General features: G+C 60.4%; 19 protein-coding genes. 12 read left to right on the forward strand and 7 right to left on the reverse strand.

Features of this window, described 5'->3' with window-relative positions:
- Positions 1–2: 2 nt before the first annotated feature.
- Both AC1RJ3_RS05660 and AC1RJ3_RS05665 read right to left on the reverse strand, forming a co-directional pair.
- Complete coding sequence (locus AC1RJ3_RS05660; protein WP_347928350.1) at positions 3–1,568, reverse strand: phospholipase D family protein; 1,566 nt, start codon at positions 1,566–1,568, stop codon at positions 3–5.
- A gap of 87 nt (positions 1,569–1,655) precedes the next feature.
- Positions 1,656–3,086 carry an aminotransferase-like domain-containing protein gene (locus AC1RJ3_RS05665; RefSeq protein WP_347928349.1) on the reverse strand — a complete coding sequence of 477 codons (1,431 nt, stop codon included), beginning with the start codon at positions 3,084–3,086 and terminating at the stop codon, positions 1,656–1,658.
- Between the two features lie 178 nt (positions 3,087–3,264).
- Between AC1RJ3_RS05665 and AC1RJ3_RS05670 the strand changes: the two genes are divergently transcribed.
- Entirely contained in the window at positions 3,265–3,510 is a 246-nt protein-coding gene (locus tag AC1RJ3_RS05670; protein WP_347928348.1) for a DUF1127 domain-containing protein, read from the forward strand.
- A gap of 136 nt (positions 3,511–3,646) precedes the next feature.
- Here the strand turns inward: AC1RJ3_RS05670 and AC1RJ3_RS05675 are convergent, their stop codons facing one another.
- The gene (locus tag AC1RJ3_RS05675) at positions 3,647–4,960 is read right to left on the reverse strand and encodes an NAD(P)/FAD-dependent oxidoreductase (RefSeq protein WP_347928347.1); all 1,314 of its coding nucleotides are present in this window, start codon (positions 4,958–4,960) and stop codon (positions 3,647–3,649) included.
- A gap of 149 nt (positions 4,961–5,109) precedes the next feature.
- Here AC1RJ3_RS05675 and AC1RJ3_RS05680 point away from each other — a divergent pair, with 149 nt between their 5' ends.
- Positions 5,110–5,463, forward strand: coding sequence for a YkgJ family cysteine cluster protein (locus tag AC1RJ3_RS05680; protein WP_054594636.1), 354 nt, complete (start codon positions 5,110–5,112; stop codon positions 5,461–5,463).
- A gap of 61 nt (positions 5,464–5,524) precedes the next feature.
- On the opposite strand, the gene AC1RJ3_RS05685 is transcribed toward AC1RJ3_RS05680, so the two are convergent.
- Entirely contained in the window at positions 5,525–6,013 is a 489-nt protein-coding gene (locus AC1RJ3_RS05685; RefSeq protein WP_003206849.1) for an Lrp/AsnC ligand binding domain-containing protein, read from the reverse strand.
- Between the two features lie 156 nt (positions 6,014–6,169).
- On the opposite strand from AC1RJ3_RS05685, the gene dadA reads away from it, so the two are divergent.
- The 6 genes from dadA (at position 6,170) to AC1RJ3_RS05715 (ending at position 12,297) form a co-directional block, all read left to right on the forward strand.
- Positions 6,170–7,474 carry a D-amino acid dehydrogenase gene (gene dadA / locus AC1RJ3_RS05690; RefSeq protein ID WP_103314717.1) on the forward strand — a complete coding sequence of 435 codons (1,305 nt, stop codon included), beginning with the start codon at positions 6,170–6,172 and terminating at the stop codon, positions 7,472–7,474.
- Entirely contained in the window at positions 7,446–7,799 is a 354-nt protein-coding gene (locus AC1RJ3_RS05695; RefSeq protein ID WP_054594634.1) for a RidA family protein, read from the forward strand. Before dadA ends, AC1RJ3_RS05695 begins: the two co-directional genes overlap by 29 nt.
- A gap of 91 nt (positions 7,800–7,890) precedes the next feature.
- Complete coding sequence (gene alr / locus AC1RJ3_RS05700; RefSeq protein ID WP_493077892.1) at positions 7,891–8,964, forward strand: alanine racemase; 1,074 nt, start codon at positions 7,891–7,893, stop codon at positions 8,962–8,964.
- A 127-nt stretch (positions 8,965–9,091) separates the two neighbouring features.
- Entirely contained in the window at positions 9,092–9,640 is a 549-nt protein-coding gene (locus AC1RJ3_RS05705) for a cupin domain-containing protein (RefSeq protein ID WP_019694258.1), read from the forward strand.
- Positions 9,641–9,823: 183 nt separating this feature from the next.
- Positions 9,824–10,240 carry a c-type cytochrome gene (locus tag AC1RJ3_RS05710; RefSeq protein WP_019694257.1) on the forward strand — a complete coding sequence of 139 codons (417 nt, stop codon included), beginning with the start codon at positions 9,824–9,826 and terminating at the stop codon, positions 10,238–10,240.
- A gap of 134 nt (positions 10,241–10,374) precedes the next feature.
- Positions 10,375–12,297, forward strand: a complete 1,923-nt coding sequence (locus AC1RJ3_RS05715) for an acetyl-CoA hydrolase/transferase C-terminal domain-containing protein (RefSeq protein ID WP_493077894.1) — start codon at positions 10,375–10,377, stop codon at positions 12,295–12,297.
- A gap of 149 nt (positions 12,298–12,446) precedes the next feature.
- Here the strand turns inward: AC1RJ3_RS05715 and AC1RJ3_RS05720 are convergent, their stop codons facing one another.
- Complete coding sequence (locus tag AC1RJ3_RS05720) at positions 12,447–13,016, reverse strand: xanthine phosphoribosyltransferase (protein ID WP_347928344.1); 570 nt, start codon at positions 13,014–13,016, stop codon at positions 12,447–12,449.
- Between the two features lie 57 nt (positions 13,017–13,073).
- Positions 13,074–15,083: a DNA helicase Rep gene (rep, locus tag AC1RJ3_RS05725; protein ID WP_054594630.1), complete on the reverse strand. Its 2,010-nt coding sequence runs from the start codon at positions 15,081–15,083 to the stop codon at positions 13,074–13,076.
- Between the two features lie 268 nt (positions 15,084–15,351).
- Here rep and AC1RJ3_RS05730 point away from each other — a divergent pair, with 268 nt between their 5' ends.
- Complete coding sequence (locus tag AC1RJ3_RS05730) at positions 15,352–17,016, forward strand: putative bifunctional diguanylate cyclase/phosphodiesterase (protein ID WP_054594629.1); 1,665 nt, start codon at positions 15,352–15,354, stop codon at positions 17,014–17,016.
- Positions 17,017–17,114: 98 nt separating this feature from the next.
- Here AC1RJ3_RS05730 and AC1RJ3_RS05735 read toward each other — a convergent pair whose 3' ends face one another.
- The gene (locus AC1RJ3_RS05735) at positions 17,115–18,515 is read right to left on the reverse strand and encodes a NorM family multidrug efflux MATE transporter (RefSeq protein WP_489110799.1); all 1,401 of its coding nucleotides are present in this window, start codon (positions 18,513–18,515) and stop codon (positions 17,115–17,117) included.
- Positions 18,516–18,673: 158 nt separating this feature from the next.
- On the opposite strand from AC1RJ3_RS05735, the gene AC1RJ3_RS05740 reads away from it, so the two are divergent.
- The 3 genes from AC1RJ3_RS05740 to AC1RJ3_RS05750 all read left to right on the forward strand — a co-directional run bounded on the left by AC1RJ3_RS05740 (position 18,674) and on the right by AC1RJ3_RS05750 (position 23,126).
- Entirely contained in the window at positions 18,674–19,594 is a 921-nt protein-coding gene (locus AC1RJ3_RS05740) for a LysR substrate-binding domain-containing protein (RefSeq protein WP_054594627.1), read from the forward strand.
- A gap of 190 nt (positions 19,595–19,784) precedes the next feature.
- A complete protein-coding gene (locus AC1RJ3_RS05745) occupies positions 19,785–21,761 on the forward strand; it encodes a methyl-accepting chemotaxis protein (protein ID WP_493077898.1) in 1,977 nt (658 codons plus the stop codon).
- Between the two features lie 150 nt (positions 21,762–21,911).
- Positions 21,912–23,126 (forward strand): aldose 1-epimerase family protein, encoded by a 1,215-nt coding sequence (locus AC1RJ3_RS05750; protein ID WP_493077900.1) that lies wholly within the window; start codon positions 21,912–21,914, stop codon positions 23,124–23,126.
- Positions 23,127–23,132: the final 6 nt, after the last annotated feature.

Genomic DNA, 23,132 nt, shown 5'->3' on the forward strand with positions numbered 1-23,132 from the left:
GCTTAGAGCATCCGCTCCAGCCCCACCGATTTGCTGAGCCAGGCATTGAAATGTCGCCACCAGCTCCCCGGTTCTCGGGTCAGGGTGTGTGGCTGGCCGTTGTCTTCAGTGGCCCACACCATCCGACCGTTCTCTAGCCGGGCCTCGTAACTCAGGGCCGGTGACATACCTTGCAGGGCCAGTTCGCGAACCTGTTCGGTGAGTTCCGGGCTGTCCACCAGCACCCCGACTTCAGTGTTCCAGAGCACCGAGCGCGGATCGAAATTGAATGAGCCGATGAACGCCTTTTGCCGGTCAAAGATCATCGCCTTGCTGTGCAGGCTGGAATCGGAGCTACGGGAGGCGGCGCCGTGGAACAGGTGCGGGCCACTGCCGCCGTGCTCGCCGGGTTGGCGGCGCAACTCGAACAATTTCACGCCATGTTCCAGCAGCGCCTTGCGGTACGGCGCGTAGCCACCGTGCACGGCGGGCACGTCGGTGGCGTCCAGGGAGTTGGTCAGCAAGCTGACGGAAACCCCGGCATCCGCGCGTCCCGTCAGGTAGACCAGCCCCGTCTGGCCTGGGACGAAATAGGCCGAGATCATGATCAGCTCGTTACTGACACCTTGTAGTTCGGGCGCCAGTTGGGTGGTCAGCAGCAGTTGCGGATCCGGTTCGTCCTTGGCCAGCACCTTGCTGGGGGCGTCCCACAATGCCTGGTTCCAGGCCCAAATCAATTCGCGCCGCCAGATATCCAGGCGTGGATGGGTCTGGTAAACCTTCAGTTGCTGGTACAGCGCATGGTTCTGTTGGCGGGTGCCCTCCAGCGACTCTTTCAGTCGCAGTCGGGTGTTGGCCAGATCCTTTGCCGTGGGTTTGCTCGAGATAAACTCATCGATCGGTTTACTCAGGGCGCTGTTCCAGTACTGGTCGAAACTGTGCCCGAGCTGCTCGGCTACCGGGCCGATGCCGAGCATGTCGATGTCGGTGAAATTCAGGTCGGGCTCGGCATCGAAGTACTCGTCGCCCAGATTACGGCCACCGACAATGGCTGCGCTGTTGTCCGCCAGCCACAGCTTGTTGTGCATGCGCCGATGCTGCAAAGACAGATTGAACAGCCGCCCCATGGTGCGGGTCAGCCCGGTGCTGCGGCCCAGGTGCAGCGGGTTGAACAGGCGAATATGAATCTGCGGATGCGCAGCAAGGGTGGCGATGATCTGGTCCAGGCCATCGCTGGTGGTGTCGTCAAGCAGAATGCGTATGCGCACGCCGCGGTCGGCAGCCTTGAGCAGCTCCGCCGCCAGCAACCGTGTGCTGACACCGTCGTGAACGATGTAGTACTGCAAGTCGAGGCTGCTTTGCGCATTGCGAATCAGCTCGGCACGCGCCATGAAGGCTTCACTGCTGTTGGGCAGCAGGCGGAAGCCGGAACGGCCCTGATACGCCGCAGCCTGTGCCTGGATCGAGCGCCCGAACGCAGAGTCCGCCGCCGGCAGCGCCTGGCTCGGCTCGTGATGTACGGTGAGAGAGGTGCAGCCGCTCAGTAGCAAGACGAGGGGCAGAAAAAGCAGGGCTTTTCTGGGGCGCAAATCGGAGTTTCCGCGAATGGGCAGGATCCGGAGTATGGCATGGCATTTGGCAATGCTCCGTGAATGCTCAAGCGTCGGTTGATTGCGTCATATGTCCTCGTGATGCTCGGCCAGTAGCTTGATCGCTGCCGCGCCGACCTTGCGCACTGCCTCTTCAACCTGCGGTGTCGGTTTGGCCGAGTAGTTCATGCGCAGGCAATTGCGGTACTTGCCCGAGGCGGAAAAAATGCTGCCGACGGCAATCTGTACGCCTTGGTCGATCAGCGCACGATTCAGTTTCAGTGTGTCGAAACCTTCCGGCAGTTCAATCCACAGCATGAAGCTGCCTTGTGGGCGGCTGGCACGGGTGCCGACGGGAAAGTAGCGGCTGACCCAGTCGAGCATCAAGTCGCGATTGCGCTGGTATTGCGTGCGCATCCGTCGCAAATGCGGTTCGAAGTGCCCGCCTTTGAGGAATTCGGCAATCGCAATTTGTGGCTGTGGAGCGGTGGAGCCGGTGCTGATGTATTTCATGTGCAACACCCGCTCCAGATACCGGCCCGGCGCGACCCAGCCGATGCGCAGCCCCGGAGCCAGGGTCTTGGAAAACGAGCTGCAGAGCAGGACGCGGCCGTCTTCGTCGAAGGATTTGATCGTGCGGGGACGTGGGTAGGTGTAGGCCAGTTCGCCATACACATCGTCTTCGATGATCGCCACGTCAAAGCGCTGTGCCAGGGTCAGCAGTGCCCGTTTGCGTGCCTCCGGCATGATGTAGCCCAGCGGGTTGTTGCAGTTGGGGGTCAACTGTATGGCTTTGATTGGCCACTGTTCCAGCGCCAGTTCCAGCGCCTCGAGACTGATCCCGGTAATCGGGTCGGTGGGAATCTCCAGGGCTTTCATGCCCAGCCCTTTGAGGGTCTGCATGGCGCCGTGAAAGCTCGGCGAGTCGACGGCCACGATGTCGCCCGGCTCGCAGATCGCGCGAATGCTGGTGGACAGCGCTTCGTGGCAGCCGGTGGTGATCACCAGGTCGTTGGCGCTCAGTTGACAGCCGGAGTCGAGCATCAAGCGGGCAATCTGTTCGCGCAGTTCGAGGATTCCGTAGATGTTGTCGTAATACAGGCCGGGCATGTCCTGCCGTCGACTGATCCGCGCCAGCCCGCGCAGCAGAGGCTTCATGGTCGGCGTGGTGACGTCCGGCATGCCGCGACCGAGCTGCACGATGTCTTTGCGCGGGACGGCGCGAATCAGCTCCAGCACCTGATCCCACTGGGAAATATCCACCGGGCGCTGGGCTGGACGGCCAACGACCGGCAACTCCGGCAACTCGCGCCCGGCCGGCACGAAGTAGCCGGATTTCGGCTTCGGCATTGCCAGCCCACTGTCCTCCAGAACCCGATAGGCCTGCTGCACCGTGCTCAGGCTGACCCCGTGCTCGACGCTCAATGCCCGTACCGACGGCAGTCGATCGCCCGGACGGTAGAAGCCCTGTTCGATACGCGTGCCGAGCAATTCGGCGAGGTTGACGTAAAGGGTCATGGTGCAGCCTCGGTGAATAGATTCAGTGGACCAGTACAGATTGGGCAAAAATACAGGATTCAGTCGCTAAAACGGGAGCTCTGTATGGGGGTAATACGGCTCTTTTGAATCTGTAACGGTTTTGCCACCCCGCGCATCATGGAATCTCTGGCGACCCAAGTAAACAGGAGCAATCAAAATGAACGGCTTGAGCGATGTGCGGCTGACGTTACGCAGTCAGGAACTGGAGGCTGGGCAGGATAAGGGCATGCGCGCGTCAACGATGCGCAACGCCCCGTCCGGTCTCGGTCGCTGGGGACTGTTCTGGCATCGTCTGCATACGCGCAAGAGCTTGCTTGAGCTTTCGCCCGAGCAGCTGCGCGATGTGGGGCTGAGTCGTGCAGAGGCGCGGGAGGAGGGGCTCAAGCCCTTTTGGCGGCTTTGAGCTATTTGGCGCTCTCCCGGCCCAATCGCGGGCAAGCCTTGCTCCTACAGGGGTGGTATCCGTCGTGCGATCAACGCTGGACCTGTAGGAAGCAAGGCTTGCCCGCGATGGCGTCCGTAGGGGCGCAAAGAGTCTTTCAGACCAACTCTTTCATCCGATGCCACAACATCCCCAGCGCCAACAACGGCGAACGCAGGTATTTACCGCCCGGAAAGGTAATGTGCGGCACCTTGGCGAACAGATCGAACCCCCCACCTTGCTGACCGCTGATGGCTTCGGCCAGCAGCTTGCCGGCCAGGTGGGTAGCGTTCAGCCCATGACCGGAATAGGCCTGGGCGTAATACACATTCGGCTGGTCCTTGAGCCGGCCGATCTGCGGCAGGCGGTTGGCGCCAATGCCGATCATCCCGCCCCATTGATAGTCGATCTTCACCCCGGCCAGTTGCGGGAAGACGTCGAGCATCTTCGGTCGCATATAGGCGGCGATGTCCGACGGGTCGCGACCGGAATAGTGGCAGGCGCCGCCGAACAGCAAGCGCCGATCCGCCGAGAGCCGGTAGTAGTCCAGCGCCACTCGCTGATCGCAGACCGCCATGTTCTGCGGCAGTAATGCGTGGGCCTGCGCTGCGCTCAAGGGTTCGGTGGCGATGATGTAACTGCCGGCGGGCAGCACTTTGCCGCTGAGCTCGGGGTTAAGGTTGTTGAGGTAGGCGTTGCAGCCCAGCACCAGGGACTTGGCGCGGACCGAGCCTTGCGCCGTGTGGACCTTGACCTCGCTGCCATAGTCGATGCGGGTCACGGCCGATTGTTCGAACAGCTTCACGCCCAGTTGCTGCGCCGCAGCGGCTTCGCCCAAGGCCAGGTTCAACGGGTGCAGATGCCCGGAGCCCATATCGATCAAGCCACCGACGTAGCGGTCGGAACCGACCACGCTGTGCATCTCATGGGCTTGCAGCAATCGGGTCTCATGGCGATAGCCGAGGCTGTGCAGTTCGGCCGCGTCTTCGGCGAAACCTTCAAGGTCGCGAGGTTTGTTGGCCAGGTCGCAGTAACCCCAGGTCAGGTCGCAGGCGATCTGAAAATGCTCGACCCGTTGCCGGACGAGCTCCACCGCTTCCAGCCCCATGAGTTTCATCTGGCGGACGCCGTCCGTGCCGATCACCTCGGCAAACTGATCGAGGCCATGACCCACGCCGCGAATCAGCTGCCCGCCGTTGCGCCCACTGGCGCCCCAGCCGATCTTGCGCGCTTCGAGCAGCACCACGTTGAGGCCGCGTTCGGCCAACTCGATAGCAGTGTTCAGCCCGGAAAACCCGCCGCCCACCACGCACACGTCCGCCAGCAGTTCGCCTTTGAGCGCCGGATAATCGGGCTGCGGTAGGCTGCTGGCGGCGTAGTAAGACGCTGTATGCCGGTTGTTCGGGGCAGGCTGGTGAACACGGGCGTTCATGTGTGTCATCCGGGTTTCGTGTGTGTAGTAAATTTTACGGAGCATAAGCCGGGCCTTTCGGGCTGGGCAACACTGGTCGGCTAATGCTGTCTGGCGCGAGGCTTTTAGGGCAAAATCCCACCTCGTTCACTTTCCCGGTACTCGCTTCGATGAGCTGCAACAGTCAGAAAATCCGCGCTCTTCGCCAGCAAATCCCCTCGTTTGAGTGCGTGCCCGGCTGCCATGACTGCTGTGGCCCGGTGACTACATCGCCAGAAGAAATGTCGCGTCTGCCGCGTAAGACCAGGGCCGAGCAGGACGCTGCGATGGATGAGCTGAACTGTGTGCACCTGGGCCCCGATGGCTGCACGGTGTATGACGAGCGGCCGTTGATCTGTCGGCTGTTCGGCACCACGGCAACCCTGCCGTGCCCCAACGGTCGCCGCCCGGTGGAGTTGATTCATCCTCGGGTCGAGAAGCAGATCCATGAATACATGGCCAGCACCCGGCAGGTGTTGGTTTAAAAGATCGCAGCCTGCGCGCATACACCCGTAAGAGCTGCCGAAGGCTGCGATCTTTTGATCTTCAATCCGGAATCGGCAGATTCAGGCTCTCTTTCACTTCTTCCATCACGATATAGCTCTTGGACTCACGCACGTGGGGCAATTTGAGCAGGATGTCGCCCAGCAGTTTGCGGTACGAGGCCATCTCGGAAATCCGCGCTTTCACCAGGTAGTCGAAATCCCCTGACACCAGGTGGCATTCCAGTACGTGTGGCAGTTTCAGCACGGCGCGTCGGAACTCTTCAAAGGTATCGCCAGACTTGTAGTCGAGGCTGATCTCGACGAACACCAGCAGGCTGCCCTTGAGGTGCTGCGGGTTAAGCCGGGCGTTGTAGCCCATGATGATCCCTTCGCGTTCCAGGCGTCGCACCCGCTCAGTGCAGGGCGTGGTCGACAGCCCGACTTTCTCCCCAAGCTCGGTAAACGAAATCCGCCCGTCTGCCTGAAGGATGCGCAGGATGTTACGGTCGATCTTGTCCAGTTCGCGTTTGGTCTGAGTATTGGTCCGCATAGGGGATGCGCCTCCGTAAAAAGCTATTTTGCCGAGAATTGTCGCCAAATATAGGTGCTTATATAGTGAAAAGCACTGGCCAATGTTTTTTACACTGCGCACATCTGTGATTTGAACAACAAACGTCAGCGGTAAGCCGCGATGAGGGATACGAAAATGCGCGTTCTGGTCTTGGGTAGCGGCGTCATCGGTACCGCCAGTGCCTACTATCTGGCTCGGGCCGGGTTTGAAGTAACGGTTGTAGACCGTCAGCCGGCTGCTGCCATGGAAACCAGTTTCGCCAATGCCGGCCAGGTCTCGCCGGGCTATGCCTCGCCGTGGGCCGCGCCGGGCGTGCCGCTCAAAGCCATCAAATGGCTGCTGCAACGCCACGCACCGCTGGCGATCAAGGCCACCGCCGATATCGACCAATACCTGTGGATGGCGCAGATGTTGCGCAACTGCACCGCCAGCCGTTATGCGGTGAACAAGGAGCGCATGGTCCGTCTGTCCGAGTACAGCCGTGACTGCCTCGATGAACTGCGTGCTGAAACCGGCATCGCCTACGAAGGCCGCACCCTGGGGACCACGCAACTGTTTCGCACTCAGGCGCAGCTGGATGGCGCGGCAAAAGACATCGCGGTCCTGAAAGAGTCCGGCGTGCCCTTTGAACTGCTCGACCGCGCCGGCATTGCCCGCGTCGAACCAGCGCTGGCCAGCGTGACCGATATCCTCGCCGGTGCCTTGCGCCTGCCGAACGACCAGACCGGCGACTGCCAGATCTTCACCACGCGCCTGGCCGAAATGGCCGTGAAACTGGGCGTGGAATTCCGCTTTGACCAGGACATTCAGCGCCTCGACTACGCCGGAGACCGGATCAACGGCGTGTGGATCGACGGCAAGCTGGAAACCGCCGACCGCTACGTATTGGCGCTCGGCAGCTACTCGCCGAAGTTGCTCAAGCCGTTGGGCATCAAGGCCCCGGTGTACCCGCTCAAGGGTTACTCGTTGACCGTGCCGATCACTAATCCGGCGATGGCCCCGACATCGACTATTCTCGACGAGACCTACAAGGTTGCGATCACCCGCTTCGATACCCGCATTCGTGTCGGCGGCATGGCTGAGATAGCCGGTTTTGACTTGTCGCTGAACCCGCGTCGACGCGAAACGCTGGAGATGATCGTCAACGATCTTTATCCTCAGGGCGGCGACCTGGCCGAGGCGAGTTTCTGGACCGGCCTGCGTCCGACCACACCGGACGGCACGCCGATTGTTGGCGCCACCCCGTTCAAGAACCTGTTCCTGAACACCGGTCATGGCACACTCGGCTGGACCATGGCGTGTGGCTCCGGCCGCTTGCTGGCTGACCTGATGGCGAAGAAAACGCCGCAAATCAGTGCCGAAGGTCTCGATATTTCCCGTTATGGCAACACCCCAAAGGAGTCTGAAAAGCATGTCAATCCAGCGCCAGCTCACCAATGAGCGCATGAGCCAGATCGTTGTCCACAACGGTACCGTGTATCTGGCAGGGCAAGTCGGCGACGACATGAATGCCGGGATTGAACAGCAGACTCGTGAAACCCTCGCCAACATCGAGCGTTTGCTGGATCTGGCCGGGACCGACAAGACCAAGCTGCTGTCGGTGACGATTTACCTGAAAGACATCGATGCCCATTTCGAGGGCATGAACAGTGTCTGGGACACTTGGTTGCCAAAGAATGTCGCGCCCGCCCGTGCGACAGTCGAAGCCAAGCTGTGCGAACCGGAAATCCTGGTTGAGCTGTCGGTAGTGGCTGCTCTGCCTTAAGCAACGATCCCTCTCCCGGTGCTGTTGGCGGTTCACGCCGTCAGTCAGCACCGGTTTTTTCTTCCTCATGACCGCCTAGAAGTCTGCCGCCATGCGTCCTGCCCGTGCCCTGATCGATCTTCAAGCCCTGCGTCATAACTATCAACTGGCCCGTGAAGTCTCGGGGGCGCGCGCCCTCGCGGTGATCAAGGCCGATGCCTATGGCCATGGCGCGGTGCGCTGTGCCCAGGCCCTGGAGGCCGAGGCGGACGGTTTCGCCGTGGCCTGTATCGAAGAAGCCCTGGAGCTGCGCGCCGCCGGTATTCGTGCGCCGGTCCTGCTGCTCGAAGGCTTTTTCGAAGCCGATGAGCTGTCGCTGATCGTTGAGCATGATTTCTGGTGCGTGGTGCATTCGCTGTGGCAGCTCGAAGCAATCGAGAAAGCCGCGTTGAGCAAGCCGATCACGGTCTGGCTCAAGCTGGATTCGGGCATGCACCGGGTCGGCCTGCATCCCGCGGATTACCAGGCGGCGTATCAGCGCTTGCTGGCCAGCGGCAAAGTCTCGAAGATCGTGCTGATGAGCCACTTTGCGCGTGCCGACGAGCTGCATAGCAGCAGCGCGGCGGAGCAGGTTGCGGTGTTTGAAGCGGCGCGCCAGGGCTTGTCGGCGCAGGTCAGCTTGTGTAACTCGCCGGCGGTGCTGGGCTGGCCGCAGGTGCCGAGCGATTGGGTTCGCCCGGGCATCATGCTTTATGGCGCGACACCTTTCGAAGAAGCCAATCCAGTGGCGGCGCGCCTGCAGCCGGTGATGACCCTGGAATCGAAAGTCATCAGCGTGCGCGAACTGCCGGCCGGTGAGCCGGTGGGCTATGGGGCGAAGTTCATCACCCAGAAGCCGATGCGCATCGGCGTGGTTGCCATGGGCTATGCCGATGGTTATCCGCGTCAGGCGCCTACCGGCACGCCGTTGTTGGTGGCCGGGCAGCGCAGCCAGCTGCTGGGACGGGTGTCGATGGACATGCTCTGCATAGATTTGACCGATGTGCCGCAGGCCGGCCTCGGTTCGACGGTCGAATTGTGGGGTAAAAACATCCTCGCCAGCGACGTCGCCATGGCTGCCGGGACCATTCCCTACCAGATCTTCTGCAACCTGCGTCGCGTGCCACGGCTCTATTCCGGGAGCTGAGGCGGGCAGTCCAGACCAGAAGTCGCTTTGCCAAACAGGATTCAGACCCAAGTGTTGTAAATACTGAACGCTGTCGCCATGATAACGCTCACTATCCACACAATCTGAATCCTGGGAGGCTAATGCATTGGACGTCGGTGAACGACTGCAATCGATCCGTAAACTGAAAGGTCTATCCCAGCGAGAGCTCGCCAAGCGGGCAGGCGTTACCAATAGCACCATTTCAATGATCGAGAAAAACAGCGTCAGCCCTTCGATCAGTTCGCTGAGGAAGGTACTTGGCGGCATCCCCATGTCCATGGTCGAGTTCTTTTCCGAAGAAATTCTTCAGGAAAAACCGACGCAGATTGTCTACAAGGCCAATGAGCTGATCGATATCTCCGATGGCGCCGTGACCATGAAACTGGTCGGCAAGGCCCATCCGAGCCGTGCTATCGCGTTCCTCAACGAGATCTACCCGCCAGGCGCCGATACCGGTGAAGAGATGCTCACCCATGAGGGCGAGGAAACCGGGATTCTGCTCGAAGGTCGCCTTGAGCTGGTGGTCGGGCTCGAGACATTCGTGCTCGAGGCCGGTGACAGCTACTATTTCGAAAGCACCAAACCGCACCGTTTCCGAAATCCGTTCGATGCGCCAGCGCGACTAATCAGCGCAGCCACACCGGCGAATTTCTAGGAAAAGAGGCGTCCGGCAAGGTTTTGCGAGTCGCCCCATGCTGTATTTCGCCACGACTTAATACCCCTTGGACTTTAGGGTTGTTTCAGTGTGGCGGGCTAACCGCTATACTTGCGCCCGCCTGCGAAACCGTGGCCGTGGGCGTGACTAGCCACCATTGAGGGTGTACGCGTGAATCTAATTATGAAAATGCTGGCCGCACCAGCAACCGTATTGGCCCTTTGGGCAGTCAGCGCACAAGCGTCGACCACTGACGATATCGCCAAACGCCTTGAGCCTGTCGGCCAGGTCTGTGTACAAGGTCAGGAGTGCAAGGGGATGGAAGTCGCCGCTTCGGTAGGCGGCGGTGCAGCGAAAACTCCCGATGAAATCATTGCCAAACATTGCAATGCTTGCCACGGCACGGGTCTGCTGGGCGCACCGAAAATCGGTGATGCTGCAGACTGGAAAAAACGCGCCGACAAAGAAGGCGGCACTGCTGCTGGCCTGGCGAAAGTAGCGCTGACAGGTCTCAACGCGATGCCGCCAAAAGGCACCTGCAGCGACTGCGAAGTGAAAGACCTTGAAGGCGCCATCCAGAAGATGTCCGGCCTGAAATAAGCCCCGTCTTCAGCGAAAAAGCCGCTTGCGAGCGGCTTTTTTGTACCTGGGATTTGACCTTGAGACTGGTCATCGCGATGAGGAAGCGGCAAGCTCGAACCGACCTCAATTCATGGACAGGTCGGGAGGGTCTGATGGTGCAGTCGGTATCAATCGAACAGGCAGTCGATGATGTGCTCGCACGTTTGCCAGCGCATATACACCTCGGCCTGCCGCTGGGGCTGGGAAAACCCAACCGCTTCGTCAACGCGCTCTATCAGCGCATCGCCCAGTTGCCCGAGCGGCATCTGACGGTCTACACCGCGTTGAGCCTGGGTCGTCCGTCATTGGGCGACGGCTTGCAGCGGCGCTTTCTGGAACCCTTCATCGAGCGAGTGTTTGGCGATTATCCCGAGCTGGATTTTCTCGCCGACCTGCACCGTGACAGCCTCCCGGCGAACATTCACATCGAGCAGTTCTTCATGCAGCCCGGCAGCTTGCTGCACAGCGCGTCGGCGCAGCAGGACTACGTCAGCAGCAACTACAGCCACGCCGCCCGGGACATCAATGCCGCCGGGTTGAACCTGGTGGCGCAATTGGTGGCCCATGATCCGCAGCAGCCGGAGCGACTAAGCCTGAGCTGCAACCCGGACATCACCCTCGACCTGTTGCCGATGATCGCCAAGCGTCGCGCTGCCGGGGAAACCATCCTGCTGCTCGGCCAGGTTCATCGGGATCTGCCGTACATGCCGGGAGACTCGGAAGTCGACCGTGAGGCGTTCGATTTGCTGATCGACGAGGAGGAGGGCAGCACGCTGTTTTCCACACCGAACATGCCGGTGGGCGTTCAGGATCATTTCATCGGCCTGCACGCCAGCACCCTGGTGCGGGACGGCGGAACCCTGCAAATCGGCATCGGTGCCATGGGTGATGCGCTGACCGCCGCGTTGCTCTCACGGCAGGCGGATAACGACGGCTACCGTGCGTTGTTGACGGACCTTGATGCGCGTTACTGGGCGCCGCTGATTAGCCGTGAAGGTGGCGTGGAGCCTTTTGCCAAGGGGCTTTATGGTTGCAGCGAGATGTTCGTCAACGGTCTGCTGGCGTTGTCCGATGCCGGGATCGTGCGACGCAAGGTTTATCCGAGCATCGCCCTGCAACAGCACGCCAATGCCGGAACCCTGGATGAGTCGGCTCAAGTGGGCGGCATCGCGATACACGGTGGTTTTTTCCTTGGGCCGCGTAGTTTCTATCAGCGGTTGCGGGAATTACCCCACAGCAAGCTCGCTGAATTCAACATGACCGCCATCAGTTACATCAACGAGCTGTACGGCCAGGAAGAGCTCAAGCGCTTGCAGCGCCTGGATGCGCGCTTCATCAACAGCGCGTTCACCATGACCCTGCTCGGCGCCGGTGTTGCTGATCAGTTGGAAGGCGGTCAGGTGCTCAGCGGTGTCGGCGGACAATACAACTTCGTCGTCCAGGGCCATGCGCTGGAAGGCGCGCGCTCGATTCTGATCCTGCGCAGCTGGCGTGAGTCGGGCGGTGAAGTGAGCTCGAACATGGTCTGGGAATACGGCCATTGCACGATTCCACGGCACTTGCGTGACATTGTGATCACCGAATATGGCATCGCCGATTTACGCGGCAAGACCGACGCCAAGGTGATCGAAGCGTTGCTCAACATCAGCGATTCACGCTTCCAGCCGGGCTTGATCGAACAGGCGCAGAAGGCCGGCAAACTGCCGAAGGATTTTCGCCTCGATCCGCGTTTCACCGACAACAGCCCACAGCGCTTGCAGGCGATTGCTGCACGGCACCCGCGGTTGTTTCCGGAGTATCCGTTGGGCAGTGATTTCAGCAGCGAAGAGCGGGATTTGTTGCGGGCGCTGAACTGGCTCAAGAGCAAGTTCAAACTCACCGAGATTCTGGAGCTGGGCAAGGCCGCGCTGGATGCGCCGGAACCTTCGGAGTACCCGGTTCATCTGGAGCGGATGCAGCTGACGAAGCCTGAGGGCTTGAAGGAGGACTTGTATCAGCGGTTGCTGCTGGCGGGCCTGAAGGCTACCGCGCAATAGTCTGAATCCCGTGGTGCTTGTACGGGCGCCATCGCGGGCAAGCCTTGCTCCTACAGATCATGTGTCGTGCCAAGTCATGTGACAAACACCCATCCTGTAGGAGCAAGGCTTGCCCGCGATGAGCAATAACGCGGTCTGCCAGAAGGCGCCTACAGGAAGGTCACGACGCCGTCGGCCAAGGACTTGACCCGGGCCAGGGATTCGACGCGGTAGCCTTGCGCGTCCAGCTCGGCGCGGCCGCCCTGGAACGATTTCTCGATCACGATACCCAGGCCTGCCACGGTGGCACCGGCCTGTTTGATGATCGAAATCAGCGCCTGCGACGCCTTACCGTTGGCCAGGAAGTCGTCGATGATCAGCACGCGGTCGCTGCTGGTCAGATGACGTGGAGAAATGGCCACGGTGCTTTCGGTCTGCTTGGTGAACGAGTAAACGCTCGCCGACAGCAGGTTTTCAGTCAGGGTCAGGGACTGGTGCTTGCGGGCGAAGATCACCGGCACGCCGAGGTTCAGACCGGTCATGATCGCCGGAGCAATGCCCGACGCTTCGATGGTGACGATCTTGGTGATCCCCGAATCCTTGAACAGCGTGGCGAATTCGTCGCCGATCAGCTTCATCAATTGCGGGTCGATCTGGTGGTTCAGAAAGGCGTCGACTTTCAGGACCTGGTCGGAAAGCACGATGCCTTCTTCGCGAATTTTCTTGTGCAGTGCTTCCACAACAGCTTCCTCTGTTGGCGCTACAGGCGCCGAAAGTAGATTAAAAAGTAGCCGATTCTAGCGTTTTAACATCGCGCGTATATCCGCCAATGCGCTATTGCCACGTACGGCTTTGACTTCGGTCGGGGTGTCGTCGTTGCCTTCCCACGCCAGATCGTCCGGCGGCAGTTCATCGAGGAAACGGCTCGGCGAGCAGTCGATGATTTCGCCGTACTGTTTGCGCTTGGCGGCAAAGGTGAACGCCAGGGTCTGACGTGCGCGGGTAATCCCGACGTAGGCCAAACGGCGTTCTTCTTCGATGGTGTCGGCTTCGATACTGGAGCGGTGCGGGAGGATTTCCTCTTCCATGCCCATGATGAACACGTAGGGGAATTCCAGGCCCTTGGAGGCGTGCAAGGTCATCATCTGCACGCCTTCGGCGCCGTCTTCCTCTTCCTGCTGGCGTTCGAGCATGTCGCGCAAGACCAGCTTGCCGATCGCGTCTTCGACGGTCATTTCGCCGTCTTCGTCTTTTTCCAGGGTGTTCTTCAGCGCCTCGATCAGGAACCAGACGTTACCCATGCGGTAGTCGGCGGCCTTGTCGCTGGAGCTGTTGGTGCGCAGCCAGTTCTCGTAGTCGATGTCCATGACCATGCTGCGCAGGGCGGAGATCGGGTCTTCGCCGGCACACTGCTCGCGCACGCGGTCCATGAAGCGCTTGAAGCGCGCCAGACGATCGGTGAAGCGGCTGTCCAGATGTTCGCCCAGGCCGATTTCATCGGTCGCGGCATACATCGAGATCTTGCGTTCAGTCGCGTAGTTACCGAGCTTCTCCAGCGTGGTCGAACCGATTTCCCGGCGTGGGACGTTGATCACCCGCAGGAAGGCGTTGTCGTCATCCGGGTTCACGATCAGGCGGAAGTAGGCCATCAGGTCTTTGACTTCCTGACGTCCGAAGAAGCTGTTGCCACCGGACAGTCGATAAGGGACCTGGTGGTGTTGCAGCTTCAGCTCGATCAGCTTGGCTTGGTAGTTACCGCGGTAGAGAATTGCGAAATCGCTGTACGGGCGGTCGGTGCGCAGGTGCAGGCTGAGGATTTCCACGGCCACGCGCTCGGCTTCGGCGTCTTCGTTGCGGCAGCGGATCACCCGGATCTCGTCGCCATGGCCCATCTCGCTCCACAGCTGTTTTTCAAACTCGTGGGGATTGTTCGAGATCAGCACGTTGGCACAGCGCAGGATGCGGCTGGTGGAGCGGTAGTTTTGCTCCAGCATCACCACTTTCAAGGACGGGTAGTCGTCCTTGAGCAGCATCAGGTTTTCCGGACGGGCACCGCGCCAGGCGTAGATCGACTGGTCATCGTCGCCCACCACGGTGAACTGGTTTCGGGTGCCGATCAGCAATTTCACCAGCAGGTACTGGCTGGCGTTGGTGTCCTGGTATTCGTCCACCAGCAGGTAGCGGACTTTGTTCTGCCACTTTTCGAGGATGTCGGCGTGTTCCTGGAACAGCTTCACCGGCAGCAGGATCAGGTCATCGAAATCCACTGCGTTGAACGCCTTGAGCGTGCGCTGATAGTGGGTGTAGACGATGGCGGCGGTCTGCTCCTTGGGGTTGCGGGCGTTTTCCAGGGCTTCGGGTGGCAGGATCAGGTCGTTCTTCCAGGCGCCGATCATGTTCTTGATCTCGTCGACGCCGTCGTCGCCCGAATATTCCTTTTGCATGATGTCGGTCATCAGGGCTTTGACGTCGGTCTCGTCGAAAATCGAGAAACCGGGTTTGTAGCCCAGACGCACATGCTCCTTGCGGATGATGTTCAGCCCAAGGTTGTGGAACGTGCACACCGTCAGACCGCGTCCTTCACCACCCTTGAGCAATGTGCCGACCCGCTCCTTCATCTCGCGCGCGGCCTTGTTGGTAAAGGTCATGGCGACGATGTACTGGGCACGAATGCCACAGCTCTGGATCAGGTGGGCGATTTTGCGGGTGATGACACTGGTCTTGCCGGAGCCAGCACCGGCGAGCACCAAAAGAGGGCCGCCGACGTAGCTCACGGCTTCTTGCTGCCGGGGATTGAGTCGGGACATGACGGAAAAGGGAGTCGTTTGCGAAAAGGGCGGGCATTTTAACAGGATGCACAGATTCTGCTGCCTCTCTCCGACTTGTGACGTACCACGCTATCTAAATTTGCCGGTTTTGTTACTTTCCCGCAGGATGCGTGCTGAATTGGCGACTACTAATGTTCGATTCATCGCGGTACAACGGGCTGTTTGATAATCAATATCATTTGTCATTGTTTATCTGCGCGTCATAATGCCCGCCGCCAACATCTTTTGCAGAGTCTAGGGAGCTAGCTTGTCTACGCCTGTCGAACCCTTGCGTTTGCTGCTTCTGGCCGAAGAGCCAGCGTGGGCAGCGTTGTTACGCGAGTGTCTGGCTCCTATGGGGAGCTCGGCTGTGCTGATCAGTGCACCGACCTGGGAGTCGGTGAGCAGTCTATTTGCTGACAACCGCAGTGCTGTCCTGTTGACCATTCCCGCACTTCAACCGGAGCCAGGCCGTTGCAGCCTGCCGACGGTGCTGTTGCTCGAACATGAACCGTCCACCCCACCGGACGGTGTCAGCGACTGGCTGGTTCGCGATGCGCTGGATGTGGATACATTGCGCCGCAGCCTGCGCCATGTGCGTGAGCGCGGCGTGCTCGAAAACACCTTGCAGCGCCTCGCCGAGCAGGACCCGCTGACCGGGATTGCCAACCGCCAGGGGTTTCAGACCCTGCTGGCGGCGCGTCTGGCGGAAAACGACGGCCGTGGCCTGGCACTCGGGCACCTCGATCTCGACAACTTTCGACACGCCAACGACGCTCTCGGCCACCAGGCCGGCGACCGGCTGATCCTGCAAGTGGTCTCGCGGCTCAAGAGCCAGCTTGAGGCCGGCGATCAACTGGCGCGTCTGGGCAGCGACGAATTCGCCTTGCTCATCGACACCCGCCGCGCACCGCAACGCGCCGAGTGGATGGCCGAACGCATCACCGAAGTCATGGCCGAACCCTACTGGGTCGACGGCGAAAGCCTGTTGATCGGCTGCAGCCTGGGCATCGCCCACGCGCGCGCGCAGGCTGGCGCCGACCCGCTGATGTGGCACGCGCATATCGCCATGCAGCAGGCCAAAAGCACCCAAGGCTGCACCTTTCATATCTTCAATGAACGCATCAACCGCAACGCGCGCAGCCTCGCCGATCTTGAAAGCGAACTGCGCCGGGCCTTGCGCCGCGATGAGCTGGAACTGCATTACCAGCCACGGCTGAACCTCGACGACGGGCAAATTGTCGGCCTCGAGGCTCTGGTGCGCTGGCGTCATGGCGAGCGCGGGCTGCTGCCGCCGAGCGAGTTCGTGCCGCTGGCCGAGCAGAGCGGTTTGATCGTGCCGTTGGGGTACTGGGTAATTTCCCGTGCCTTGCGCGACATGCAGGCGTTGCGCGAACGCGGTCTGCCGCCGTTGCACATGGCGGTCAACCTGTCGTTCCGGCAGTTCCAGGACAGTCAGTTGCTGTCGACGTTGAGCCGGTTGATTGCCGAGCGCGGTGTCGAAGCGCAGTGGCTGGAATTCGAGCTGACGGAAACTGCAGTGATGCGCCGCAGCGATCTGGTCAAACAGACCATGGACGCTTTGGGGCGTCTGGGCGTGCGTTTCTCCCTGGACGATTTCGGCACCGGTTTTTCGTCATTCGTGCACCTCAACAGCCTGCCGATTGCCTTGTTGAAGATCGACAAAAGCTTTGTCGGTGGCATGGAGACGCGTGAGGAAAATCGCAAGCTGGTCCACGCGATGATCAACCTCGCCCACAACCTCAACCTGGAAGTGGTCGCCGAGGGCGTTGAAACCCTTGAACAGCTTGAGCTGCTGCGTGATTTTGGTTGTGATCAGGTGCAGGGTTACCTGATCAGCAAGCCGTTGCCGCTGGCCGAGCTGGTTGAGTATCTGACGTTTGGCAGTAGCCAACAGGCTGTCCTGGCTTAACAAAACTCGTAGGAGCAAGGCTGGCCCGCGATGGGATCACTGCGGTGTATCTGATACAACGCGTGATATCTATCGCGGGCAAGCCGTGCTCCTACGGGTTAATCAGGCTGGACGGTGCTGTACTGCACTGCCTGTTCCGGTTGTTCACGGCGGATCATCCGCTTCATCTTCCATTCGAATGCCAGCGTCAGGCTCACGGCCGAGCAGGCGAGCCCCAGCGCCAGACCCCACCAGACGCCGGTCGGCCCCCAATGGAGGTGGAAAGCCATCAACCATGCAGCCGGAGCGCCGATCAGCCAATAGCAGGCGAGGCCGACCAGGAAGGTAGTCTTGGCGTCCTTCAGACCGCGAATACAGCCCATGGCGATAGTTTGCGTGCCGTCGAAAAACTCGAACCACGCCGCCACCATCAACAGGCTCACCGCAAGATTGATCACTTCGCGAAACGCCGGGTCGTTATGGTCCAGGAACAGTCCCACCAGTTGGTTCGGCAGCAGCCAGAAGACCATGGCAAACCCGAGCATCGCCGCGCCACCAACGGCAATCCCGACCCGCCCGGCCAAGCGCGCATCGAGCAACTGCCCGGCGCCGTAGTGCTGGCCGATGCGCATGGTGATCGCATATGAAAGCCCCGCCGGAATCATGAACGCCACCGAGACGATTTGCAGGGCGATCTGATGCGCCGCCAATTGCGTACTGCCCATGGTGCCCATGCACAACGCGGCAAACGCAAACAGACCGACCTCTACCGCGTAGGTGCCGCCAATCGGCAGGCCGAGACGCCATAGCTCGCGCAGGTACTGGCGATTGGGCCGTGACAGGCCCTTGCGCAGTGGGTACGCGGCGTAAGCCGGGTGCTGGCGGATATGCCAGGCCAGGCCCAGCGCCATGCAGTTGGCGACGATGGCGGTGACCAGGCCGATCCCCATCAAACCCATTTTCGGCAGGCCGAACATACCGGTGATCAGCGCATAGTTGAGCAGGAAGTTGGCCACGGTCCCGATGAGGCTGATGACCATCACCGGTGTCGTCCGGCCGATGGCGCTGGTAAAACCGCGCAGGGCCATGAAGCTCAGGTAGCCGGGCAGGGCGAACGGCAGAATCAACAGGAACTGGCCGGCCGCATGCACGTTGTTTTCAGTCTGGCCGAACAGCAGCAACACTGGCTTGAGGTTCCACAGCAGCAGACCCGCCACCAGCGCCATCAACCACGCCAGCCAAAGCCCGGCCTGGGTCAGCCGCGTGGCGCCTTCAATGTCGCCGGCGCCCTGGCGGATCGCCACCAGCGTGCCGACCGCCGCGATCACGCCAATGCAGAAAATCGACACGAACGAATAGCTCGCCGCGCCCAGGCCGCCACCGGCCAAGGCTTCCGGGCTGAGCCGAGCCATCATCAAGGTATCGGTGAGGATCATCAGCATGTGCGCCAACTGCGAGGCAATCAGCGGCCCCGCCAGCCGCAGGATGGCCCAGAGTTCGGTACGTGCTGGATGCTGCATGATCATCACGCTCGTTTAGTCAGATAAATCGGGAAGGGTTGATTCTCGGCGCTCGCAAGCGTTTGCACAAAGGGATAAAAACGATTGCTGGCATGACTAAAACTCATGCTGGAGAGTTTCTGATAAGGTTCCGGGGTCGCGCTATAGGAGCTTTCCCAATGTCTCGTCGTCTTCCTCCGTTGTATGCCCTTCGCGCTTTCGAGGCCGCAGCGCGGCACAGTTCGTTTACCCGTGCTGCCGAAGAATTGTCGATCACCCAAAGCGCCGTCAGCCGACATGTGCGTACGCTGGAGGAGCATTTCGCCTGTCGGCTGTTTCAGCGTAGCGGGCGCAATTTGCAACTGACCGAGGCCGCACGTTTGCTGCTGCCGGGTGTGCGTGAGGGCTTTGGTGCGCTGGAGCGGGCCTGCAATACCTTGCGCGCCGAAGATGACGTCTTGCGCATGAAAGCTCCTTCGACCCTGACCATGCGCTGGCTGCTGGCGCGACTCAGTCGCTTTCGGCATTTGCAACCGGGCAACGAGGTGCAACTGACCAGCGCCTGGATGGACGTCGACTCGGTGGACTTCAATCACGAACCGTTCGATTGTGCGGTGTTGTTGAGCAACGGGCATTTTCCACCGGACTGGGAGGCCAGTTACCTGTTCCCTGAACTGCTGATCCCGGTCGGCGCACCGAATCTGTTGAATGATCAACCATGGGATGTCGAGCGGCTGGCCAGTACTGAACTGCTTCACCCGACTCCTGATCGGCGTGACTGGCGCAGTTGGCTGGAGTGTATGGGCCTGTCGGAGCAGGTGTCGCTCAAGGGCGGGCAGGTGTTTGATACGCTGGAGCTGGGGATGATTGCCGCCGCCCGTGGTTACGGGGTGTCGATGGGTGACTTGCTGATGGTGGCCGAAGATGTGGCTCAGGGGCGTTTGAGTTTGCCGTGGCCGACTGCCGTGGCCAGCGGCCTGAATTATTACCTGGTCTGGCCGAAAACCCGCCCCGGCGGTGAACGTTTGCGCCGTCTCAGCGACTTCCTCCAGGGTGAGGTGCAGGCCATGGAATTGCCGGATGTCGAGCGCCTCGGCTGAATCGATGTAGCCACCGCCATGGCAGCCTTGAGCGATATCCTTGTGCATCGCTCAAGTATTTATCCACGCCGCCGAATCCCTGAAAGTGGGACCTTCGTTCTGAAAGGTTTCGCGCTTCCCCTATTACTGGATATTTTGCCGAGCCACGCGACGCGATCAGGATGATCCGGCTCCTCGGCCAGGAGCTGTCATGTCTCAACCTCGTGCCCGGATCGCCTCACAATTGGGGCTTGCCCTTGCCGTCATCCTCGCGGTCGTCATCAGTGGCAGCACGGTGTTCGCCCTGCGTTCGCTGGATTCTGCCAACCTCGACACGCGTGAAGAGCATCTGGCCAGTGAGGCGCGGTTGCTGGCCGACCAGTTGAGCACCTTCCACGGCACCCTGCGCGAAAGCACCCAGCGCCTGAGCGGGTTGTTTGAAAAGCGTTTCAGTGGCGGTTTGAGCGTGCACCCGGAGCAGCCGGTGACGGTGGCGGGCGTGCAGACTCCGGGCCTGCATCTGGGCAACGAAGTGTTGAACAACAACTTCGACAAGGTCGATGAGTTCAAGCAAATGACTGCCGGCGTGGCGACGTTGTTCGTGCGCAGTGGCGAGGACTTCATTCGGGTCAGCACCTCGTTGAGCAAGCAGGACGGCACCCGCGCCATCGGCACGCTGCTCGACCATGCGCACCCGGCCTATCAGCGGCTGATGGCGGGGCAGAGCTATGTCGGCCGGGCCTTGCTGTTCGATCGTTCCTACATGACGCAGTACACCCCCGTGAGCGACAGCAGCGGCAAGGTGATCGCGGTGTTGTTCGTGGGTTTCGATTACACCGATGCGCAGAGCGCGCAGTTCGACAACCTCAAGCGCTTCCGCATCGGCCAGAGCGGTTCACTGGCACTGCTCGATGAACAAAACAAATGGCTGGTGCCGCCGGCCGGCGTGCAGGCGCTGGATCAGGCGACTTCGACCATCGCCGGTTTGGCCAGGACACCGGGGCGGGGCGCCTTCTGGAGCGACAAGTCCGAAGACTTCTACAGCGTTGCCGTGCCATTCGAGGGCGGGCCATGGTCAGTAGTGGCGAGCATGCCGAAAAGCGAAATCCGCGCAGTGACCTGGAGCATCGGTATCCGCCTGGCCATTGGCAGCCTGCTGGCGATGCTGCTGGCGGTAGGCGCGGCAGTCTGGCTGTTGCGCAGCAAGCTGGCGCCGTTGGGTGATCTGGTGCGGCAGGCCGAAGCCTTGGGCGCGGGTGATCTGAGCGTGCGTTTGAACGTGTCGAGCCAGGATGAAATCGGTCAACTGGCGCGCAGCTTCAATCAGATGAGCCAGGCTCTATCGACCATGGTCGAGCACATCCGCAAGGCCTCGGAAGAGGTCAACAGTCGCGCGCAGGCATTATCCGGGTTGTCCGGCGGTGCGTATGAAGGGATGGAGCAGCAGTCCGGTGAAATCACCAGCATGGCCGGTGCCGTGGAAGAATTCAGTGCGACCTCGCTGAACATCGCTGACAACATGGGCAACACCGAGCGTCTGGCCCAGGAAAACGCCCAGCAGACGCGGATCGGTCGTACCTCGATGGAAGAAGCTTCTTCGTCCCTTGAGCAGATTGCCAGTGCTCTCAACAGCACGGCGACGGTGATCAACACCCTGGGTCAGCGCTCCCAGGAAATCGGCGGCATTGTCGGGGTGATTACCGCGATTGCCGATCAAACCAATTTACTGGCACTCAACGCCGCCATCGAAGCCGCACGTGCCGGCGAACAGGGCCGTGGTTTTGCAGTGGTGGCAGACGAAGTGCGCAACCTGGCCTCGCGCACTCGCGAAGCGACTGACGAGATTTCCGGGATGATCCAAAGCATCCAGCAGGAAACCGGTAACGCCATCAGCACCATGGAGCAAGGCAAGCTGCTGATGCACGAAGGCCTGACGCGCAATGCCAATGTCGCGTCGGCGCTGGCGCTGATCGACGAACAAAGCCGCTCGGCCGGCCAGCAATTCGCTGCGATCACTACCGCCACCCAAGAGCAGAGCAGCACCGCGACCTTGCTCAGCAGCAACCTGCAAAGCATCGCCATGGCCAACAGCGAGCAGCGTGAAGTGGTGTCGAACCTGGCAATTACTGCCAGGGAGCTGGAAAACCTGGCGGCAGAGTTGCGCCATGAGGTTGACCGTTTTCGCTGAGGTCACCTCTGGAATCGCCATCGTTGGCAAGCCTGTTGTTGGCGATTGAACCCGTCGACTGAGTTTTGCTGGAGTTATGCCGTTTTTAAGCTTGCTGAAACGTTTCATCAGCGCTATAAAAATCGCACAACTCCAAGAAAGGCTTTCACCATGACCCCGCTCAAACTTCTCGTCACTCTCGGCGCAATGACCGCTACCTCCCACGTTATGGCTTGGGATTACGTGTTGCTCGACACCGACAAGGCTGCCCAGAACCAGCAAATCACCAGCCAGCAGCTCGGTGTGAAAACCGACAAACCGTTCTCCGTGACCCTGCGCACCCTGCACGGCGGTCGGCAGGAGGGCGTGAGCATCGTCGACATTGATAACGGCACGATGAAGCTCTCGGTGGTGCCGACCCGCGGGATGAACGTCCTGCAGGCATCGGTAGGTAATGTGCGTATGGGTTGGGATTCGCCGGTCAAGGACGTGGTCAATCCGTCCTTTATCGAACTCAACGGGCGTGGCGGACTGGGCTGGCTCGAAGGCTTCAATGAACTGGTCACCCGCTGCGGCTACGAATGGGTCGGTCACCCGGGCATGGACAACGGCGAACTGCTGACCCTGCATGGCCGCGCCGCGAACATTCCGGCCAGTAAGGTCACGCTGCACATTGATGAAAAACCGCCTTACGCCATCAGCCTGCGCGGTGAGTTGAAAGAGCAGGCGTTCAAGAAAGTCGACTTCTCGGTAATGACTGAACTGGTCACCGAACCCGGCAGCGTGCGCTTCGCCCTCAACGACACCCTGACCAACAACGGCGACTATCCGAAGGAATACCAGGCGCTCTACCACAGCAACTTCAGCACCCCGTTCCTGGAACAGGGCGCCCGTTTCGCTGCGCCGGTGAAACAGGTGTCACCGTTCAACGACAAGGCCAAGGGGGATTTGCCCGACTGGCAAACTTACCGCGCGCCGACCAAGGACTACGACGAAACCGTCTACAACGTCGTGCCATATGCCGATGCCAAGGGCGACACGCTGACCGTGCTGCATAACAAGGCGGGCAGCCTTGGGGTCTCGGTTGGTTTCAATACCAAGCAATTGCCGGTGTTCTCCCTGTGGAAAAACACCGATACCCAAGGGCAGGGCTATGTCACGGGGCTGGAGCCGGGGACGAGTTTTTCCTACAACCGCCGGTATCAGCGGCCACTGAACCTGGTGCCGACGATTGCCGCCAAGGAGCAGAAGCAGTTCCAGATCAGTTACAGCTTGCTGGCGGATAAAGCGGCTGTGGATAAAGCGTTGGCGCAGGTGAGCGAGATTCAGGGTGGACGGGAGACTGAGGTAAGGCAAACACCGTTGGTGGATCTCACCAAGGAATAACTTCGA

The organism is Pseudomonas sp. GW822-FHT04C11 (assembly GCF_058800905.1).

Coding starts and splice junctions, on each gene's coding strand:
- AC1RJ3_RS05665 (WP_347928349.1), bottom strand. CDS start 3,086: ATGACCCTTTACGTCAACCTCGCCGAATTGCTCGGCACGCGTATCGAA.
- AC1RJ3_RS05670 (WP_347928348.1), top strand. CDS start 3,265: ATGAACGGCTTGAGCGATGTGCGGCTGACGTTACGCAGTCAGGAACTG.
- AC1RJ3_RS05675 (WP_347928347.1), bottom strand. CDS start 4,960: ATGAACGCCCGTGTTCACCAGCCTGCCCCGAACAACCGGCATACAGCG.
- AC1RJ3_RS05680 (WP_054594636.1), top strand. CDS start 5,110: ATGAGCTGCAACAGTCAGAAAATCCGCGCTCTTCGCCAGCAAATCCCC.
- AC1RJ3_RS05685 (WP_003206849.1), bottom strand. CDS start 6,013: ATGCGGACCAATACTCAGACCAAACGCGAACTGGACAAGATCGACCGT.
- dadA (WP_103314717.1), top strand. CDS start 6,170: ATGCGCGTTCTGGTCTTGGGTAGCGGCGTCATCGGTACCGCCAGTGCC.
- AC1RJ3_RS05695 (WP_054594634.1), top strand. CDS start 7,446: ATGTCAATCCAGCGCCAGCTCACCAATGAGCGCATGAGCCAGATCGTT.
- alr (WP_493077892.1), top strand. CDS start 7,891: ATGCGTCCTGCCCGTGCCCTGATCGATCTTCAAGCCCTGCGTCATAAC.
- AC1RJ3_RS05710 (WP_019694257.1), top strand. CDS start 9,824: ATGAAAATGCTGGCCGCACCAGCAACCGTATTGGCCCTTTGGGCAGTC.
- AC1RJ3_RS05715 (WP_493077894.1), top strand. CDS start 10,375: ATGGTGCAGTCGGTATCAATCGAACAGGCAGTCGATGATGTGCTCGCA.
- rep (WP_054594630.1), bottom strand. CDS start 15,083: ATGTCCCGACTCAATCCCCGGCAGCAAGAAGCCGTGAGCTACGTCGGC.
- AC1RJ3_RS05735 (WP_489110799.1), bottom strand. CDS start 18,515: ATGCAGCATCCAGCACGTACCGAACTCTGGGCCATCCTGCGGCTGGCG.
- AC1RJ3_RS05740 (WP_054594627.1), top strand. CDS start 18,674: ATGTCTCGTCGTCTTCCTCCGTTGTATGCCCTTCGCGCTTTCGAGGCC.
- AC1RJ3_RS05745 (WP_493077898.1), top strand. CDS start 19,785: ATGTCTCAACCTCGTGCCCGGATCGCCTCACAATTGGGGCTTGCCCTT.
- AC1RJ3_RS05750 (WP_493077900.1), top strand. CDS start 21,912: ATGACCCCGCTCAAACTTCTCGTCACTCTCGGCGCAATGACCGCTACC.